Source organism: Burkholderia reimsis, assembly GCF_003294055.1.
GTDB lineage: Bacteria > Pseudomonadota > Gammaproteobacteria > Burkholderiales > Burkholderiaceae > Burkholderia > Burkholderia cepacia.
Window position 1 is genome coordinate 170,364 of the sequence record NZ_QMFZ01000009.1, and the last position, 17,360, is coordinate 187,723.

Genomic DNA, 17,360 nt, shown 5'->3' on the forward strand with positions numbered 1-17,360 from the left:
GCGCACGCGCCTTCGTTCGGTCGGCCAGGCTTCGCGACGGGTTCGTCCGGTTCATCGGACGCAGCGGCCCATGCTTGTGGGGCCGGCGGCCGGGCCGTGGCGCTCGCGTTCATGCGGCGAGGCGCGGCCGGCGGCACGGTTCGACGCCGTACGCGAGCATCGCCGACGATAGCGAAGTCGTTCGCAATCGACCAATTAAATGTTGCGATGGATTCCATTCGATTTCCCACTACCTGCCGGCACCCGCGATACGCGGTGACGGAGCGCGGCGCGACGGTCTGGCTATCCGGGAAATCCTGACGGGCGGGGCCGTGCGAACGCACGTCGGCGGCGCTGGAGGCGCGGGTATGCAACTGCGGTCACGCCGGTCGCGCACGCGGGTCGCGATACATCCGGTTACGCAGATTGGCGTGCGCCGAAGCGTGCAAGGCTGCGAGCCGCTCCGCACCGATCATGAGCCGTCGTCGGACCGGAACGGGGCAACGGGGCAGAACGGGGCAGAACGGGGGTCGAACGGAACGCCAAGGATGTCGACGCTGCGCGGACGCATTCCGTCGCGAGAGGCGGTGTAGCCGGAAAACGGGGAAATGCTGCGAGGAGGGGAAACTGGTCGGCCCATCGATCGGGCATCCGGCCGCGGCTGGTGAAGCCGGAAAGTGTTCGCCGGTCTGGCCGGCGATGGCGGCCCGGCAGGCCGCCGGGCCGAATCTCGCGTCGGAAGCCGACGCCGTCTACGCGCCGGTGCGCGGTTCGCGCACCGTGCCGCGCGAGCGGCGATCAGTCCCAGTCGCGGTGGTGACGATGCTTGCGGTGGCGATAGCCACGATCGCCATGATCGCGCTCGTACGAGCTGCGCGACATGTTGCCGCCGAGCGCCGCGCCGGCGCCGCCGCCGACCGCCGCACCCAGCAGGCCGCCCGTGCGGCCGCCCATCGCGTTGCCTGCCGCGGTGCCTGCGCCGCCGCCGAGGGCGCCGCCGATGATCGCGCCGGTGCGCTCGCGACGGTTCGACGTCACCGCGCCGCCCGCGCCGCCGCCGATGGCGCCGCCGATCACCGAGCCCGTGCTGCCGCCGAGCGCACCGCCGACCGCTGCGCCGGCTACCCCGCCGAGCGCGCCGCCAAGCGCGTTGTTCATGTCACCTGCCAGGGCCGGCAGCGCAGTCGCGCCGGTCAGCGCGGCGACGACGAGAGCGGGGGCGATTTTCTTCCACATTCCCGTATTCTTCCTTGTTCGCAATCTGGTTATCGAAGGTCCGCTCGGTACGACGATCTGAATCGATCGACGTCGGATCCGGCATTGTGCCGAACCGCGGACCAATTCATTTCAATGAGCTTGCGGCGAAGAATAGCACCGGTCCCGCATCCTTGCCGTCGACATTCTGGTAACAAGTTGTTTACGAACAGGCGCCCCCGAACGCCCGCACCAGAATGCCCGCAAACCCGCGCCGGCATTGGCTCTGCCGAGGTTCCGGCCCTGCGCGACGACGGGTCGCCCATGCGGGGCGTCGCACGTTTGCGACACACGTGGCAACACATCGGGCACGTGTCGTGAGCGGGCCCGGAAACGACCATCTGGGAAAAATGAAGGGGGTCAGTACACGCCGGGCAGCAGCCGCCAGGTTCGCGCGCAATACGCGTCGTACTCGGCACCGAATTGCGCACGCAGCAGCGCCTCTTCGGAGCGGATACGCGCGACGAGCGGGATCATCGTCAACGCGACCAGCAGCACGCCGACACCCGAGCGGAACGCGAGCGCCCAGCCGACCGAATTGACGAGCAGGCCGAGATAGCTCGGATTGCGGATGCGGCGGTAGATGCCGTCGGTCACGAGCGTATGGCCCGGCTGGATCGCGACAAGCCCGCTGAAGCGCTTGCCGAGCACGAACACGGGCCAGATGCGCAGCACGCCGCCCGCGATGTAGAGCGCAACGCCGGCCCAGCGCACCGCGTCGCCGCCGAAGGTCCAGAAGTCGAGCCGGTCGGTCAGCGCGGGCAGGTAGGCCAGCAGGAACCCGCTCACCGCGAACGCCGCGAGCACCCAGCGGTTGTCGCGGTTCTCGCGCTCGCCGCTGCTCAGGTTGCCTTCGGTGAACATCGCCGCGACGGCCATCGCGAGTGTCGCGACGACGACGACGGTCAGCGGCGGATGCGAGAAGAAGGCCGCGAACCCGCCGCTGCCGAGCACCGCGAGCCCGAGATAAACGAGCGTGGAGATGCCCGACAGGGCGGCGACCTTGCGGGTGACTGTCATGACTGCCTCGCCGGAGTGCGCTTTCCTGTGAAGTATAGGAACCGCGCGCACGCCGCGCAGCGCACCGCCGTGATGCGGCGCGCGAATCCGCGCGCATCGTCCGGCACAACGCCATGACCCTGGCCGGGGCGGCCAGAGCCCGCGCCCGGTGCCGGATCAGCGGATGCGGAAGTGGCCGCCGATCCCGACGCTGACAGGCGGCGCGTAATACGCCGGCGCATAACCGTAGTAGACCGGCGCGGGCGCGTAGCCGTACGGCGGCGCGACGTAGCAGCCGGACAGGCCGCCGATCAGGGCAAGCGTGATGAGAAGTCTGGACATGGCTCGATTCCCGGCGCGAAAGACGAATGGCACCTCGCGAACGCCGCGCCGCCGCAAGGTGCGGCGGCCGGCACGAAGAGACGATCCGCCCTTCCTGTCGCTCGATGAAGCAATGCGCCGAGTCTAGCGCCGGGTCGGCCGGGACGAGTTTCGCCGCCGGTTACACGTGTTACCTCGCATGACCGCTGAAACAGGCGATGGCGCGGCGGCCGGCCGGTGTGCCGCGGCGCGCCGTGCCGCGTGCAATCGACGCGTTACACGAAGCGCGCGCGAATGCGCTGCGCGAGCGCTTCGAGCGTCGCCGCGTCGGCGATCTCGCGCGCGTGCATCCGCAGCTCGGCGCCCTCCCAGCGCGGGATCACGTGGAAGTGCACGTGCGGAACCGTCTGGCCGGCTGCCGCGCCGTTGAACTGGCCGATGAACACGCCGTCCGGCTCGAGCGCCGCGCGCACCGCCGCCGCGACGCGCTGCGTCATGCGGATGCCGGCCGCGGCTGCATCGCCGGACAAGTCGAAGATCTGCGCGGCCGGCTCCTTCGGGATCACGAGCACGTGGCCGTCGGCCTGCGGCATCAGATCCATGATCGCGAGCGTCGTGTCGTCTTCCGCGACCTTCACGCACGGCAGTTCGCCACGCAGGATTCTGGCGAACGGGTTGTTGTTGTCGTAGGGCATGTCGGTTTCCGATATCGGTTGGACTGGGAAAGCGGTAAAGCGGGAGTGCAATGCCCGACGATTATCGGCCGGCGACGGGTCGGATTTCAACTTGTCAGGCCCGCTCACGCTGGCGCTCGCACCGAACGGGCATCTCGTGACCGCGAACGGCGACGCGGTCAACGCCGCCCCGCAGCAGCCGAGCGAGATCGTCGAATTCACGGTGGACGGGCGCTTCGTCGCACAAATGCAGGTCGACACCGTTCCAGGGGTCGCGTTCGGCCTGGCGTTCGGGCACGGCAGCAAAGACCAGCGGCAATTCGCGGCCGTCGACGACAACACGAATACCGCGACGGTCCGGACCCTGCGCTCCGACGACAACAACACGCAGTGATGCGTCGCTTGAACGGGCCGCGCGCGGCCCGTTCGACATCCGCGATCGACACACACGGTTCGCACATGCCCGGCAATCTGCGCGCTGTCGACGCTGCCCGGCATCGCCGCCCCTCGCGATTGCCACCGCCGGCCCGAACCTGCGACACTGCCGGTTCGTGTTCCGCCTTCAGACAACCGAGGACACCCGCGCATGACGATCCCCTTCAAGAAGCCGATCCTGCGCGGCGTCGCGCTCGTGGCCGTCGCCGCGATCGGCTACACGGGCTACATGCTGTCCCGGCTCGCGCCGGTCGCGACCGGTTATGCGGCGAAGGCGCTGTGTTCCGGCGTGTACGTATCGGGCCGCCCTGCCGCGTCCGTGATCGACGTCGACATCATGGCCGGCGTGCATCCGCTGCTGAAACTGGTCCGCCCGTCGATCGATCCCGACCATCATCGCGCCGTGGCGACCTTCGCCGGCTTCGCCCGGCGCGAAGCCGACTTCCGGCCCGGGCTCGGCTGCACGCTCGCGATCGGGCCGTCGCCCGCCGCGTTGCCGGCCGCGCTGCCGCCCCTGCCCGATCCACCGCCCGCGCAGCCCGCACCAGCCGCGCCGGCCACGCCGGCCACGCCGCCGGCCGGCATCGACGCACGGAAACTGCAGACCGCGCTCGACCGCGCGTTCGACGAGCCCGATCCGGCACGACCGCGACGCACGCGCGCGGTCGTCGTGATGTGGCGCGGCCAGGTGATCGCCGAACGCTATGCACCCGGCTTCACGGCCGACACGCCGCTGCCCGGCTGGTCGATGACGAAGACCGTGACGGCCGCGCTGGTCGGCGCGCTCGTCGCGCAACACAAGCTGTCGCCCGATACGTCGGCGCTGCTGCCCGAATGGCGCGGCAGCGGCGATCCGCGCGCGGCCATCACGCTCGACGAGCTGCTGCGGATGACGAGCGGCCTGCAATTCAACGAGGACTACGACGACCCGCTGTCCGACGTCGCGTTGATGCTGTTCACGCAGCCCGATACCGCGCGGTTCGCATCGGCGAAGCCGCTCGCGGCGACACCCGGCACGCAGTGGTCTTACTCAAGCGGGACGAGCGCGATCGTCGCGCGCGTGATGCGCGAAGCGCTGGGCGGCGGCGAGGACGACTACCTCGCGTTTCCGCGTCGCGCGCTGTTCGCGCCGCTCGGCATGCGCAGCGCGGTGTTCGAGCCCGATGTGTCGGGCACATTCGTCAGTGCGTCGTACATGTATGCGAGCGCACGCGACTGGGCGCGCTTCGGGCAGCTTCTGCTGCAGGACGGCGTGTGGGACGGGCAGCGGCGGCTGCCGGACGGCTGGGTACGCTACCTGACGCGCGCGACGCCGCAGTCGTCGCGCCAGGAATACGGCGCGCAGCTGTGGGTCAAGGTGCCGGAGCCGTTCAACGATCGCGATCCGCACGCGGTCGCGATGCCGGCCGACGCGTTTCATGCGGTCGGCCATGAAGGCCAGTTCGTGAGCGTGGTGCCGAGCCGTCAACTGGTGGTCGTGCGGCTCGGGCTGTCGCGGCCGGAATCCGCGTGGAACCACGAGGCGTTTCTTGCGCGCGTGCTCGACGCGGTGCCGGCGCCCGGCGCGTGACGACGGGTACGTGGATCGATGAATCAGGCGTGAAGCGGCAGCGATTGCAACACGGCCGCTTCACACCCTGCCGGCCCGGCCTTACGGATTCGCGCTGCCCGCGTATTGCTTGAAGCCTTCGCGCGTCGCGAGACGTTCGATATAGCGCGACACCGCCGGCAATTCCGGATGCTCGAACGGCGTGCCGAACCAGCGGTTGACCGACAGGCCGATCGGAATGTCCGCGAGCGTGAACGTATCGCCGGCCACGTACGCGCCCGTCTTTTCGAGCTGCGCGTTCAGCACCTGCATGTGCTTCGTCCAGCCTGCGATCGACTGCGCGATGCCGGCCGGATCCTGGTGATCGGGCGATTTCCGCACGAGGCCGAGGAACGCGCCGACCCACGAGCGGTTCAGGTCCGCGCCCTGCCAGTCGATCCATTGGTCGACCCGCGCACGCGCCTGCGGCTCGGCCGGATACAGCGCGTCGCCGCCGTAACGGTTCGCGAGGTAGCGGATGATCGTGTTCGATTCCCAGAGCACGAAATCGTCGTCCTTGATGACGGGCACGAGCGCGTTCGGGTTCAGCGCGAGATAGGCCGGATCGTTGGTCGTGCGAAAGCCCGCGCCCCAGTCTTCCTGTTCGAACGGCAGGTTCAGTTCGGTGCACAGCCACAGCACCTTGCGGACGTTGATGGACGGAATCTTGCCGAGGATGTGCAGCATGCAGTCTCCTTGTGAGGTCGGATGCGGAGCGTTCGGGGCGCACGACGCGCCACGAACGCATTCACGCCGAATTTAGCAGGTTTGCTCCGGGAACCCTCGTCCTTTTCCCCTGGGGAACTTCCTTCGGGGCACGGGCAGAGCGGTCAAACACGACCGCGAGGCAAACGGCAGGCCGCGTGCGCGAAATCTCCATGCGGCCGGTTCGTCAGGTCACGCAGCGCGTGCTCGGCCGTCGGGAACCGGAACATGAATCCGTCCTGATGCAGCCGCGCCGGCATCACCCGCTGCCCGTCCAGCAGCAGCTCGGCCATCTCGCCCATCGCGACGCGCAGCGGCGCGGCCGGCACGTGCAGCCAGGCCGGGCGACGCAACACCTTCGACACGACCTGCACGAACTCGCGCTGGGTCAACGGCGCGGGTGCGACCGCGTTGTAGACGCCGTGCATGCCCGCGTTCGACATCACGCGTGCAATGATCCGCAGCACGTCGTCCCGGTGTATCCAGCTCATCACCTGCGTGCCGTCGCCGAATCGCCCGCCCATCCCGAAGTAGTGCGGCAGCAGCATCGGGCGCAACGCGCCGCCGGGGCCGAACACGACGCCCAACCGCAGCACCACCGTGCGCACGCCGTGGCGCTCGAGCGGCTGCGCGGCAAGCTCCCACTGCCGGCACAGCCCGGACATGAAGCCGCTGCCGGCGCTGCTGCGCTCGTCGAGCCGCTCGTCGGCAGGACGCACGCCGTAGTAGCCGATCGCCGACGCCTGGATCCACGTGCAGGGCTTGACCTCGGCGGTCTCGACCCAGCGCATCAGCGATTCCGTGACGCCGACGCGGCTGGCGAGCAGCACCGCCTGCCGGCGCTTGCTCCAGCGCGCGCCCAGCACCGGCGCCCCCGCGAGGTTGATGACCGTGTCGAAACGCTCGTGCGGCTGCAGTTGCCCGGCGGACGTCACGCTGCGCACACGGCCCTGAAACGAGTAGGCCGCGCGCAGCGGGTCGCGCGCCAGCAACGTGACCGTATGGCCCGCATCGAGCAGATGGTTCACGAGGGTTTCGCCGATGAAGCCGGTGCCGCCCGTGACGAGCACGTTCCCCGGCGGCTGCCCCGCGAACGGATTGGCGGCCGGCGCGCGTTGCGCGATCCGGCAGGCCGCGATTCCGTCGCGGATGCCCGATACCGTCACGCCGACGGCAAACACGCTCAGCAACCCGCCGCGCCAGCCGAGGTCGAGTACTTGAAGCGCGGTCGGCTCGTGCGCCCAGACGGCCAGCTGCATCGCGATCATCCCGAACAGCGCGCCGCCGTTGACGGCCAGCAGCGTGTGCAGCACGCGCTCGGTCGCCGGCAGCTTGCGACTCTGGTCCTCGACGACGAAATCCCACAACGTCAGCACCACCTCGACGACCACCACCGCCGCGAGGGCCGCGACCCACGCGCCGTGAAAGGCGACGTTCGCGATCGACGCGAACACGAGACCGTAAAGCACGGAGCGCACCGCGTGAATCCCCAGCTCGAGCCGCGCGCGCGGGCTGTGCGGCAGATCCTGCGTGAGCTCGTGGTGATAGAGCGTATCGAATGCGCCCATTGCGCCCTGCACGATCAGCAGGTTGAGCGCCCAGTCGTAAGCAGGCAAGGTGTTCATGGGGTATCCCTCCTCCACAGCCACACAAGCGGCGGCACCATTGCAACGAGTGCCGCCGCGTCGATCGCCACGTGGCCCGATACTCGGGCCTGCAATGAAAACAGCATGTCCTGCGGCGCCCAGATCGACAGGCCGGCCAGCAGCCACCCCCACACCTCCCGTCGGCGCAGCCGGTTGCCGAGGTGGACGAGCGCCAGCATCCAGACCGACGCGCATTGCACCGTCGCGCCGATCAGCGACATCCACCAGACCTGCTGCGCGCGCGCCGGGCCAGGCGCCGTACCCGCCCAGAAATGCAGCTCGATGACGCGGTGATACGCGTCGAGCCACGGCGTGCCGGCCACCCACGGAACGGCGATGCCGACGAGCAGGTGGGCAAGCGCCGCGCCGTACATCCAGGTCACCACGATGCGGCGCATGTCATCGCGCGCGGGACGATCGGCCGCGGGTTCGGCGGGTTCGGCGGCACGGTCGCTACCGCACGCCGGCCCGTCGCACGCCGCTTCGGCGCGATAACCGAGCCAGCGCGAAACGGCGTGCCGGTTGCGCGCGAAGCGGCGATACAGCGGTGCCAGCACACCGCGCACGACCGGCACGCGAAGCAGCCGGACGAGCCAGCCGCGCCCGGTCAGCACATGGGCGGCGAGGATGCCGTCCACACCGGTCAGCATGCGTCCGTCCGGCAGACGCGCATGAAGCTCGCGATTCAGCGCGGGCAGGCCGACGCCCAGCGGCGCCGGGTCGAAGCCCGGCCCGGCGATATCGACGAAAGCCAGCCGCTGCTGCGCGTCGCGGGCACCGAGACGCCGTATCTGCGCGACACATAACGGACATCGTCCGTCGAAGTACAGCACCAGTTCACTTGATTCCATGATTCGCATTCCTTCTTGTTCTTGCGTGCATCGTGAATCGATCGACTGCTTTCCCGCACGCCGTACCGCCGCTCCCGTGCGGCGGCGGCCACGTGCTTACATCGGCTTGAGCACCATCAGGAAGTAGACGGACAGCATCGCGAAGAATGCCGGGTAGCCGAGCAGTTCCCAGCGCTTCGCATAGCGCCAGTAGCGCTCCGGCAATGCGGCGTCGCCGTTCGCATGGGCGAGCTTCGCCATCGATGCAAGTTCTAGCTGCAGCCACACGACCGGCAGCCAGCACGCACCGGCGATCGCATACAGCACGATCGACGCGAGCAGCCACGGCGTATGCCACGGCCAGCCGGCGGTGTGCGCGAGCCAGAGCCCCGATGCCGGCTGGAAGATCACGGCCGGCGTCGTGAACCACCAGTCCGCGCGCACCACGAGGCGCGACACGGCCGCGATCGCAGGCACCGACTGCGTGCGGTTCGCGAAGAACAGGTAGAACGCGGTGCCGAAGCCGGTGCCGACCAGCAGCACGGAGGACAGGATGTGAAGCGCCTTGATGACGAGATAGGTATTCATGCTTGTTCTTCTTCTGAAAAAAGGATCAACAGGATCGCGAGAATCGGCGCGTTCTTGAGCACGGGGCCGAACGGCTCGGCGAGCAGCGCCGGCATCGTGACCGCGATGACGGCCGAGTACGCGACGATCAGCGTCGCCTGCGCAGCCCACAGGCGCCGAGAAGGTGCGACGACGGTCGCGATGCCGAACGCGAAGTCCAGCGCGCTGGCCGCGTACAACGCGATCAGCGCGGGCAGCCCCGTCAGGTGCGCAGGCGCGAGCAGCGCGAGGCTCGCGGGCAGCGGATGGATGAACGCGCTGGCGATGGCCGTCCAGATCCACACGATCGCGAGCGCGCCGCGCAGCAACGGCCGACGCCACATCGCCAGCGCGTCGCGACGCAGCGCAACGGCTTCCGTGCCGATGAAGCCGTCGATCCCGCGCGGCGGCCGGCCGAGCATGGTCGTGACGGCGGCCGAATCGCCGGTGTTCCCGCCACGCAGCATCGTCCACGTGTCGCGCGTGAACATCGCGCCCGGCAGCGTGCCGAGCAACGCGGCCGCCGCGCCGGCCAGCGGGCCCGGCAGCGTCACGCGGGCGGCCGGTGGAAATCGCAGCGCGGCACGGTAGCGGGCCAGCATCTCGCGGTATTCGACTTCGTCGTTGCCGACCACGTCGATCACCGCGCGGCCGGCCGCCGATGCATCGCCCGGTTGCACGACGAGCCGCGCGACGACTTCGGCGAGATCGTCGACGTGCACGGGGCGCAGCCGCTGACGGCCGCCCGCCGGCAACACCTGCACGGGCAGGCTCGCGAGCATCCGGAAAAACCGCGCGGACGCGCCGTCCACGCCGTAGACGAGCGCGGGCCGCACGATCCGGAAGTCGACCGGCAGCGTCTGCAGGAAGCGGTCGGCGGCAAGCTTGCTGGCGAAGTAGCGCGTGCCGCCGCGCTCGACGCCGAGCGCCGAGATCTGGATCACGCGCCGCACGCCGGCGCGGCAGCACGCGGTAAAGAGTGCGCACGGCGCGGCACGGTGCACGGCGTCGAGTGTCGCGCCGCGCCGATCGGCGAGGATGCCGACCGCATTGATCACCACGTCGACGCCCTTCAGCCGCGCGAGCCACGCGTCGGGATCGATGTCGGCGGCGAAGTCGATCGCGACGTCGCACGGGCCGGCCGCATGCCGCACGCCGCGCAGCACACGATGGCCGCCGGCTTCGAGCTGCGCGCACAGTGCCCGCCCGATGAAGCCGTTCGCGCCGCACACGAGGACCGTCATGCGGCGCGCCCCGGTGCGGCCCTGCGGGCAGGTCGACGGCAAGACAGCGTTCATTTTCATCCTCTACTTACAGTTATTTCTGTACAGACAGAAATAAAAACCCCAAAAAAAGCGGGCTGCCTGCCCGCACTGCGCGTCACGCTTACTTCGACGGCTTGCGCCTGACCGTCTGGCTGATCTTCGCGCCGATGCCGAGCGCCTTCATCAGCGTATCGGGCTTGAGCCGCAGCATCTCGTCCGACCAGGTCGTGAGCGTCTCGACGAACTGCAGCGTGTCGCGGATGCGCTGCTCGGTCTCGCGGCTCTCGTTCGCGATCTCCGGATTCGTCAGGCAATCGCGCAGCACCGTGAGCGTCGGCTCGATCTCGCGCTGCCGCCGCCCTTCGACGATCAGCTTGAACAGTTCCCAGATGTCGGTCGACGTCTCGAAGTGGTCGCGGCGGTCGCCCAGCACATGCACGACCTTCGCGAGCCGCCATGCCTGCAGCTCCTTCAGGCTCGTGCTGACGTTGGAGCGCGCGACGTTGAGTGTCTCGGCGATCTCGTCGGCCGCGACCGGCCGGCCGGCCAGATACAGCAGCGCGTGGATCTGCGAGACGGTGCGGTTGACGCCCCACCGCGAGCCCATTTCGCCCCAGTGGAGAATGAATCGTTCGGCAATCGGTGTGAGTTCCATGGCGTGAAATTTAGGCATTTCAGTTATTTCTGTCAAGAGAGAAATAACCGGACGATCCGCCAGGTTCCGGCCGCGCCCGCCCGCGATCGGCCGCTTCCATTACAATGCGCGGGATTTTTCCGATTTCAGGCCGTTTCTGCCTTTCTGACTAGAGGGTTTCCATGATCATCAAACCGCGCGTGCGTGGCTTCATCTGCGTGACGACTCATCCGGTCGGCTGTGAAGCCAACGTCAAGGAACAGATCGACTACGTGACTTCGCACGGCCCGATCGCCAACGGCCCGAAAAAGGTGCTCGTGATCGGCGCGTCGACCGGCTACGGCCTCGCCGCCCGGATCTCGGCCGCCTTCGGCTCGGGTGCGGACACGCTCGGCGTGTTCTTCGAGCGCGCCGGCAGCGAAACGAAGCCGGGCACGGCCGGCTGGTACAACAGCGCCGCGTTCGAGAAATTCGCCGCCGAAAAAGGGGTCTATGCGCGCAGCATCAACGGCGACGCATTCTCCGACAAGGTCAAGCAGGTCACGATCGACACCATCAAGCAGGATCTCGGCAAGGTCGATCTCGTCGTCTACAGCCTCGCGGCGCCGCGCCGCACGCATCCGAAGACGGGCGAAACCATCAGCTCGACGCTCAAGCCGATCGGCAAGACGGTCACGTTCCGCGGCCTCGACACCGACAAGGAAGTGATCCGCGACGTCACGCTGGAACCGGCGACGCAGGAAGAAATCGACGGCACCGTCGCCGTGATGGGCGGCGAGGACTGGCAGATGTGGATCGACGCGCTCGATGAAGCCGGCGTGCTGGCCGACGGCGCGAAGACGACCGCGTTCACGTATCTCGGCGAGCAGATCACGCACGACATCTACTGGAACGGCTCGATCGGCGAAGCGAAGAAGGATCTCGACAAGAAGGTGCTGTCGATCCGCGACAAGCTGGCCGCGCACGGCGGCGATGCGCGCGTGTCGGTGCTGAAGGCCGTCGTCACGCAGGCAAGCTCGGCGATCCCGATGATGCCGCTGTACCTGTCGCTGCTGTTCAAGACGATGAAGGAAACCGGCACGCACGAAGGCTGCATCGAGCAGGTGTACGGGCTGTTCAAGGACAGCCTGTACGGTGCGACGCCGCACGTCGACGAAGAAGGCCGCCTGCGCGCGGATTACAAGGAGCTCGATCCGCAGGTGCAGGCGAAGGTCGTCGCGCAGTGGAACCACGTGACGAACGACAACCTGTACGAGCTGACCGACTTCGCCGGCTACAAGACCGAGTTCCTGCGCCTGTTCGGCTTCGAGATCGCCGGCGTCGACTACGACGCGGACGTGAACCCGGACGTGAAGATCCCCGGCATCATCGACACCACGGCCTGACGGCCCGGCCCGCCGCCCGTACCGCCCACGCGGCGCGGGAGGCGGGTTCGAGACTCCGGCGGCGTCAACGCGGCGCCGGTTCTTCCAGATAGACGCCCGACGACAGCGTGGCCTTCACCTGCCGCGTGAACTCGTCGGTCGACACTTCTTCTTCCCCTGCTTCGATCGCTTCATACGCCTGGCGCACGACGTCGGCCGGCGTCGCCTTCGGCACGTCGAGGCCGGCCGTCAGGTCGGTATCGATGAAGCCGGCATGCAGCCCGACGACCTGCGTGCGCTGCTCGCGCAGCGAATGGCGCAGCCCGTTGGTCAACGCCCACGCGGCCGATTTCGACACGCCGTAACCCGACAGGATCGGCCGGTTCACCCAGCTCGCGACGGACAGGATGTTCAGGATCGCGCCGCCGCCATGGCCGGCGAGGATGCCCGCGAACGCGCGCGACATCGCCAGCATCCCGAACACGTTGGTCTCGAAGTGGTCGCGCAATGCGTCGGTCGCACCGTCGTCCGTCAGGCTGCCGAGTCGCGCGATGCCCGCGTTGTTGATCAGCAGCGTGACGTCGCGCGCCGCGTCGGCGGCCGCCGCGACGGCCGCCGGATCGGTCACGTCGAGCTTCACCGGCACGACGCCCGGCAGCGTCACGGTGGCCGGATCGCGCGCCGCCGCGTAGACCTTGCGCGCCCCTCTCGCAAGCGCCTGCTTCGCGAACTCGAGCCCGAGCCCGCGATTCGCACCCGTGACGAACACCACTGCACCTTCGATCTTCATGACGCTTCCTTTCGCATGATGAATCGCATGCGCGCCGGCTCGCCGCGCGCGTGAGATCCGGTGAAAAAGCCAAGCTGCCATTGCGTTCCGAACCGGTACGCCGCCGGCAGACGGCAAGCCGCCCGTTGCCCGATACACGTGCCCCGGCGGCGCCAAAGACGCCGATCGATTGCCATCGGCTGTTCCGGCAGCGGCTTTGCACCCTCCGCCAAGTCGGCTACACTCGATGTCAATGTCGATCACCATTGTCTTTGCCGTGCATTGTGTTCACGCAATCCACTCATGTCAATGGTGGTCGACATTGTGATTTTCAATCGACGCGATCGGCAAAAATCAGGGAGGAATCGATGGGCGTTTCAAGACAGCAGGCTGCCGAGAACCGGAGCGCGATTGTCGCGGCCGCCGAGCGGCTGTTCCGCGTGCGCGGCGTCGACGCGGTCGGACTCACGGAGCTGATGAAGGAAGCCGGCTTCACGCAGGGCGGCTTCTACAACCACTTCAAGTCGAAAGACGCGCTGGTCGCCGAGGTGATGGCAAAGGCCATGCAGGACCGCGCGGATTCGCCGAACGCCGGCAGTCTCGACGCGCAGGTGGCGTCGTATCTGTCGGCCGCGCATCGCGACAACGTCGAGGCCGGGTGCCCGCTGTCCGGTTTCGCGGGCGATGCGCCGCGACTGACCGATGCGGCGCGTGCGTGCTACGCGCACGGCCTCGCCACGTATCTCGACCGGCTGGAACGGATGGTGGCCGTCGAAGGCGGGACACCGGCGCAGACGCGTCGCGACGCGATCGCCGTCTTCAGCCAGATGGTCGGCGCGCTCGTGCTGTCGCGCGCGATCGCCGGCACCGAGCCCGCGCTGGCCGACGAAATCCTCGCGGCGGGGCGGGACGCGCTCACCGCCGGGCGCGACGATCCGGTCGCGCCGGCATGACGGGCAGACGGCGGGGCAAGACGGCGCGCGCGGCGCCCTTGCCCCGCTATTCGACCGCCCGCGCGGCCTCCCACAGCGGCTGCCCGCCCAGCGCCGCATGCCATGCGTCGAAACGCGTGCGCCACGCTTCGAACGGCTCCGCCAACGGATGGCGCGGATCGTCGCTGAGCGAATACGCCATCCCTTCGATCAGCCAGCGCGGCTTGGTCACGACAGCCAGGTTGCCGAGCACTTCCGCCTGGCGATGATGGATCAGCTCGTGCGCGAGAAAGTAGGTCTGCCAGCCGCGCGGTGCGACAACCACGCCGAAATTCCCGAGCGTCAGCGCCGCGCGCTGGCCGAGGCCGAATGCATCGGCGCACGCGCGGGTCGAACAGAACACGACGCGCGGCGCCTCCCGGAACGCGCCGACGGCCGCCGCCGCGCGCGCATAACCGTCGCGATAGAGCTGCCGTGCGTCGCCGAGCCTCGCGGCATCGTCCGTGCAGAGATCGGCGCTCGGGCACGACACGCCGGGAACCAGCGCAGGCGCGACGACGCGCAGCGGCTTGACCAGCGCATACGCGGCAATCGGCAGCGCGACAAGCAGGCCCGTGAGGGCGTAAACGACATGGGAGCGTTTCATCGACGAGGGGGTTCCGGGGCGTGCAGCTGAAATCTTCCTGCGTGACTATATCGGACTGGCGACGTCTCCGGCCCTGCCTGATTCCCGGACGGAGCCCGGTCGCCCCGGGGCACTGTGCTCGCCGCGACCGGGGAGACATTCCGGCGCTTGCCGTTGCGATCTGCCGTTTCGTCGAACCCGGGACCTTTTACCCGCTGATACCGCCAGGACAATCAGATGCGCCGGCCATCCGGCGACCGAACCCGCTGCAAACGGCTGACACGCTCCCTGCCCGTCACGCGATGTGCCCGGTGCTCGCGCCTCCGGCACCCGCTGTCCGGCGGCTCCAGCGAATGCCCAGCAACAGGAGCACGACACTGCACACGAACAGGGTCGCCTCGACCAGCACCGTATCGACATGCCAGTACCGCGTCAGCAGCACGACAACGAGGTCGAACACGAAATGGAGCGCAATCGCATGCACCAGCCAGCGCTTCGTTCCGCGCACGAACGTCTGCAGCACGATCAGCGACAGTCCGACATGCGCGGCCAGCGCGCTCGTGCGCTCGAGCAACGCGAGAACGGGCGACGCGAGCGTCAGCCCCGCGAACTGCGACCCGACCAGCGACTGCACGCCCTCCGGCACCACGACACCCGCGTGCGCGAGCAGATAAGTCGTGCCGAGCGCGAGAAACCCGACGCCGACCAGCAGCATCGCCTCCAGTCCGCCGTGCCCGAGCCCGAGCATCACGGCCGTCGGTGCATCATGCCGCTTCGGCAGCAGATACCGGAAGGCGACCCAGCGCCCGCATTCCTCGAAGAGCCCGGCCGTCAATGCCGCGAACACGAGCATCGGCAGGTGCCAGCGCGGGTCGTGAGCAAGCCAGCGGTACAGCGGAATCTGCCACGACATGCGCAGTACCGGCTGGAACACGAAGAAGGTCAGCATCCCGTAGAAAAACACGCGAAGCGGCACCTGCGTGCGGCGTCGCCACGCGGCCGCGAGCCACGCAGGCGCGACCAGCGCGACGAGACCGGCCGCGAGCGTAAAGAACAGGAGCGCGGGAGCGACGGGATGCATCGCGCGCCCCGTTACGCGAGTTGCTTGTGGAAAACCGTCGTCGCGCAGGGCGTGCCGTCGGGCATCAACGCATAGTTCGGCACGACGCCGACGCGCTGCCAGCCGGCCCGCTCGTACAGCCGCTCGGCGTCGCCGCCCGTCACGGTATCGAGCACGAGCACGGTCTTGCCGGCGTCGCGCGCGGCCGCGTCGGCCGCCGCCATCAGCCGCCCGGCGATGCCCTGCCGGCGCGCGTGACGCGACACGAGCATCTTCGCGATATCCGCACGATGCGGCTGGTTCTCCGGCTGCGCGGTCACGACCTGCACGGTGCCGACGATCCGGCCGGCCGCGTCCTCGGCGACGAGCAGGATGCGCTCGCCGTTCGCGACGCCGTCGGCGACGTGGGTCCAGAACGCGACGGCGGTCGGCCGCCCGATCGGCAACATGAAGCTGACGGACGCGCCGCCCTCGACGCAATCGATCAGCACGTCGGCCAGCGCATCGACGCAGGTCATCGCTTCGCCCGCGTCGATGCGGCGGACGGTAACGGATTCGGTCATGCCATCTCCGGGAGTCAGGTGGGCCGCCCGCACGGGTTCGGCGGGCGGGCGGATCGGAAAGAACACCGGCCGGTCGTCGCGGCTCGCGCAACGGCAGCAGGCATGCGGCGACACCGCGCCCGGTCGGCGCGTGTTACCGCCCCATCATCCTACGCGACGAAAATTTCCGTTGCATCGCCGTTCCCATTGCCTACACTTAGCCACATGGCTAACTTTCAACCCGGCCTCAGCGACGTGTTCCACGCCCTCGCCGATCCGACGCGCTGCGCGATCGTCGGCGCGCTCGGCCAGGGCGAGCGGACCGTCTCCGCACTGGCCGAGCCGTTCGACATGGCGCTGCCGTCGTTCATGAAGCACGTGGCCGTGCTCGAGCGCAGCGGCCTCGTGCAGACCCGGAAATCCGGCCGCTCGCGCACCTGCACCCTGGTCGGCAGCCGGCTCGCCGAGGCCGAGGCATGGCTCGCCGCGCAGCGCGCGCTATGGGAAGCACGATCCGATCGTCTCGTCGAATTCGTCGAACGCCGTCACCAGGAGGAGCACGATGTCAGCCAGCCCCGTCGACCCCGATGAAGCCCACGATCTCGTCATCACGCGCACGTTGCACGCGCCGCGCCACGCGCTGTGGCGTGCGTGGACCGACCCCGAACTGCTGAAGGAATGGTGGTGCCCGAAACCGTGGACCACCGAAGTACGCGCATTCGACCTGCGTCCGGGCGGCGCTTTTCACACGTTCATGCGCGGCCCCGACGGCGGCACGAGCGACAACCCCGGCTGCTTCCTCGAAATCGTGCCCGAATCGCGCATCGTGTTCACGTCGATGCTCGCGGGCGGCTGGCGGCCGCAAGTGCCGTGGATGGGGTTCACGGCAGTCGTCACGATGGCCGACGACGATGCGGGCAGCCGCTACGAGGCGCGCGTGATGCATCCGGACGCCGCCACGCGCGAGCGCCATGAAGCGCTCGGCTTCTTCGAGGGCTGGAACACCTGCATCACGCAGCTCGACGCCTTCGCGGCCGCGCTGCGCTGAGCGCGGCCGGGTGCGCGATCATTGCATGCCGCCTTGCGCGCGCCTAGGATTCCTGAAGGAAGCGCGACGACACGCCGGCCGCCG

General features: G+C 68.7%; 19 protein-coding genes and 1 pseudogene. 6 read left to right on the forward strand and 14 right to left on the reverse strand.

The features are described 5' to 3' along the window. Nucleotides 1-777 precede the first annotated feature (777 nt). From DPV79_RS13660 to DPV79_RS13670, 4 genes are all read right to left on the reverse strand, one after another. On the reverse strand, nucleotides 778-1,215 hold the full coding sequence (locus tag DPV79_RS13660; protein ID WP_027790397.1) for a hypothetical protein: 438 nt from the start codon (nucleotides 1,213-1,215) through the stop codon (nucleotides 778-780). 378 nt (nucleotides 1,216-1,593) lie between these two features. Next, on the reverse strand, nucleotides 1,594-2,253 hold the full coding sequence (locus DPV79_RS13665; protein ID WP_113045639.1) for a methyltransferase family protein: 660 nt from the start codon (nucleotides 2,251-2,253) through the stop codon (nucleotides 1,594-1,596). A gap of 156 nt (nucleotides 2,254-2,409) precedes the next feature. After that, complete coding sequence (locus tag DPV79_RS42645) at nucleotides 2,410-2,574, reverse strand: hypothetical protein (RefSeq protein WP_021159926.1); 165 nt, start codon at nucleotides 2,572-2,574, stop codon at nucleotides 2,410-2,412. Between the two features lie 254 nt (nucleotides 2,575-2,828). Next, nucleotides 2,829-3,248 (reverse strand): HIT family protein, encoded by a 420-nt coding sequence (locus DPV79_RS13670; protein ID WP_048023513.1) that lies wholly within the window; start codon nucleotides 3,246-3,248, stop codon nucleotides 2,829-2,831. Nucleotides 3,249-3,336: 88 nt separating this feature from the next. Between DPV79_RS13670 and DPV79_RS13675 the strand changes: the two are divergent. Beyond that, nucleotides 3,337-3,621, forward strand: a pseudogene (locus tag DPV79_RS13675) (hypothetical protein); the annotation flags it as partial. A gap of 192 nt (nucleotides 3,622-3,813) precedes the next feature. After that, entirely contained in the window at nucleotides 3,814-5,232 is a 1,419-nt protein-coding gene (locus tag DPV79_RS13680; RefSeq protein ID WP_113045640.1) for a serine hydrolase domain-containing protein, read from the forward strand. Between the two features lie 81 nt (nucleotides 5,233-5,313). Here DPV79_RS13680 and DPV79_RS13685 read toward each other — a convergent pair whose 3' ends face one another. From DPV79_RS13685 to DPV79_RS13710, 6 genes are all read right to left on the reverse strand, one after another. Beyond that, nucleotides 5,314-5,937, reverse strand: a complete 624-nt coding sequence (locus DPV79_RS13685; RefSeq protein ID WP_021159929.1) for a glutathione S-transferase family protein — start codon at nucleotides 5,935-5,937, stop codon at nucleotides 5,314-5,316. A 143-nt stretch (nucleotides 5,938-6,080) separates the two neighbouring features. Beyond that, complete coding sequence (locus DPV79_RS13690) at nucleotides 6,081-7,580, reverse strand: TIGR01777 family oxidoreductase (protein ID WP_059648986.1); 1,500 nt, start codon at nucleotides 7,578-7,580, stop codon at nucleotides 6,081-6,083. Next, nucleotides 7,577-8,452 (reverse strand): thiol-disulfide oxidoreductase DCC family protein, encoded by an 876-nt coding sequence (locus tag DPV79_RS13695; protein WP_113045641.1) that lies wholly within the window; start codon nucleotides 8,450-8,452, stop codon nucleotides 7,577-7,579. The genes DPV79_RS13690 and DPV79_RS13695 overlap by 4 nt, the downstream gene beginning before the upstream one ends. 96 nt (nucleotides 8,453-8,548) lie before the next feature. Continuing rightward, complete coding sequence (locus DPV79_RS13700) at nucleotides 8,549-9,019, reverse strand: DUF2269 family protein (protein ID WP_021159932.1); 471 nt, start codon at nucleotides 9,017-9,019, stop codon at nucleotides 8,549-8,551. Beyond that, nucleotides 9,016-10,335, reverse strand: a complete 1,320-nt coding sequence (locus DPV79_RS13705) for an SDR family oxidoreductase (RefSeq protein ID WP_113045664.1) — start codon at nucleotides 10,333-10,335, stop codon at nucleotides 9,016-9,018. Before DPV79_RS13705 ends, DPV79_RS13700 begins: the two co-directional genes overlap by 4 nt. Nucleotides 10,336-10,423: 88 nt before the next feature. Beyond that, the gene (locus tag DPV79_RS13710; RefSeq protein WP_006480371.1) at nucleotides 10,424-10,957 is read right to left on the reverse strand and encodes a GbsR/MarR family transcriptional regulator; all 534 of its coding nucleotides are present in this window, start codon (nucleotides 10,955-10,957) and stop codon (nucleotides 10,424-10,426) included. Between the two features lie 161 nt (nucleotides 10,958-11,118). Here DPV79_RS13710 and fabV point away from each other — a divergent pair, with 161 nt between their 5' ends. Then, nucleotides 11,119-12,321 carry an enoyl-ACP reductase FabV gene (gene fabV / locus DPV79_RS13715; RefSeq protein ID WP_021159934.1) on the forward strand — a complete coding sequence of 401 codons (1,203 nt, stop codon included), beginning with the start codon at nucleotides 11,119-11,121 and terminating at the stop codon, nucleotides 12,319-12,321. Between the two features lie 64 nt (nucleotides 12,322-12,385). On the opposite strand, the gene DPV79_RS13720 is transcribed toward fabV, so the two are convergent. After that, nucleotides 12,386-13,090, reverse strand: coding sequence for an SDR family oxidoreductase (locus DPV79_RS13720; protein ID WP_048023522.1), 705 nt, complete (start codon nucleotides 13,088-13,090; stop codon nucleotides 12,386-12,388). Nucleotides 13,091-13,437: 347 nt separating this feature from the next. On the opposite strand from DPV79_RS13720, the gene DPV79_RS13725 reads away from it, so the two are divergent. Then, a complete protein-coding gene (locus DPV79_RS13725; RefSeq protein WP_111997894.1) occupies nucleotides 13,438-14,022 on the forward strand; it encodes a TetR/AcrR family transcriptional regulator in 585 nt (194 codons plus the stop codon). Between the two features lie 46 nt (nucleotides 14,023-14,068). Here the strand turns inward: DPV79_RS13725 and DPV79_RS13730 are convergent, their stop codons facing one another. The 3 genes from DPV79_RS13730 to DPV79_RS13740 form a co-directional block, all read right to left on the reverse strand. Then, entirely contained in the window at nucleotides 14,069-14,647 is a 579-nt protein-coding gene (locus DPV79_RS13730; RefSeq protein ID WP_059487540.1) for a hypothetical protein, read from the reverse strand. A gap of 274 nt (nucleotides 14,648-14,921) precedes the next feature. Beyond that, nucleotides 14,922-15,707 (reverse strand): YhfC family intramembrane metalloprotease, encoded by a 786-nt coding sequence (locus tag DPV79_RS13735; protein ID WP_113045642.1) that lies wholly within the window; start codon nucleotides 15,705-15,707, stop codon nucleotides 14,922-14,924. An 11-nt stretch (nucleotides 15,708-15,718) separates the two neighbouring features. Then, nucleotides 15,719-16,249, reverse strand: a complete 531-nt coding sequence (locus DPV79_RS13740; protein ID WP_059684059.1) for a GNAT family N-acetyltransferase — start codon at nucleotides 16,247-16,249, stop codon at nucleotides 15,719-15,721. A gap of 204 nt (nucleotides 16,250-16,453) precedes the next feature. On the opposite strand from DPV79_RS13740, the gene DPV79_RS13745 reads away from it, so the two are divergent. Continuing rightward, on the forward strand, nucleotides 16,454-16,819 hold the full coding sequence (locus tag DPV79_RS13745; protein ID WP_113045643.1) for an ArsR/SmtB family transcription factor: 366 nt from the start codon (nucleotides 16,454-16,456) through the stop codon (nucleotides 16,817-16,819). Then, complete coding sequence (locus tag DPV79_RS13750) at nucleotides 16,791-17,276, forward strand: SRPBCC family protein (RefSeq protein WP_113045644.1); 486 nt, start codon at nucleotides 16,791-16,793, stop codon at nucleotides 17,274-17,276. Before DPV79_RS13745 ends, DPV79_RS13750 begins: the two co-directional genes overlap by 29 nt. Nucleotides 17,277-17,360: the final 84 nt, after the last annotated feature.